This is a genomic window from Stenotrophomonas sp. HMWF003, assembly GCF_003061285.1.
GTDB classification, from domain to species: domain Bacteria; phylum Pseudomonadota; class Gammaproteobacteria; order Xanthomonadales; family Xanthomonadaceae; genus Stenotrophomonas; species Stenotrophomonas maltophilia_AP.
This window is the reverse complement of record NZ_QAIW01000442.1, coordinates 825-1463: the sequence shown is the minus strand read 5'-3', so window position 1 is coordinate 1463 and position 639 is coordinate 825. Positions and strand designations below refer to the sequence as shown.

Below are 639 nucleotides of genomic sequence, written 5' to 3'. Positions count from 1 at the left end.
CCGCCGATGGCGGCAGCATCGACCAGATGCAGTGGCTGGTGGAGGAGATCAAGCGCAACCCGGATTCGCGGCGGCTGGTGGTCAGCGCCTGGAACGTGGGCGAGCTGTCGCAGATGGCGTTGATGCCCTGCCACAACCTGTTCCAGTTCTACGTGGTGGACGGCAAGCTCAGCTGCCAGCTGTACCAGCGCAGCGGCGACATCTTCCTGGGCGTGCCGTTCAACATCGCCAGCTACGCGCTGCTCACCCACATGGTGGCGCAGGCCACCGGGCTCGGCGTAGGCGACTTCGTGCACACCCTGGGCGACGCGCACCTGTACTCCAACCACGTCGAGCAGGCGCGCGAGCAGCTGTCGCGCACGCCGCGCGCGCTGCCGCAGTTGTGGTTGAACCCGGCGGTCACCGACCTGTTCGGCTTCCAGTTCGATGACATCCGCATCGACGGCTACGACCCGCACCCGGCGATCAAGGCGCCGGTGGCGGTATGACGGCGATCCGGCTGTCGCTGGTCGCCGCGCTGGACCGCAACCACGGCATCGGCCACGACAACCAGCTGCCGTGGCAGCTGCCCGATGACCTCAAGCGCTTCAAGGCGCTGACGCTGGGCAAGCCGATCCTGATGGGGCGCAAGACCGCGCA

The 639-nt window shown here is 67.6% G+C and carries 1 protein-coding gene and 1 pseudogene; both read left to right on the top strand.

All coding sequences use genetic code 11. The features are described 5' to 3' along the window. A partial coding sequence (thyA, locus tag DBR34_RS24140; protein WP_258224153.1) for a thymidylate synthase occupies positions 1-488 on the top strand: 488 nt, incomplete at its 5' end. Between the two features lie 5 nt (positions 489-493). Beyond that, positions 494-639: pseudogene (locus DBR34_RS24135) on the top strand (dihydrofolate reductase); the annotation flags it as partial.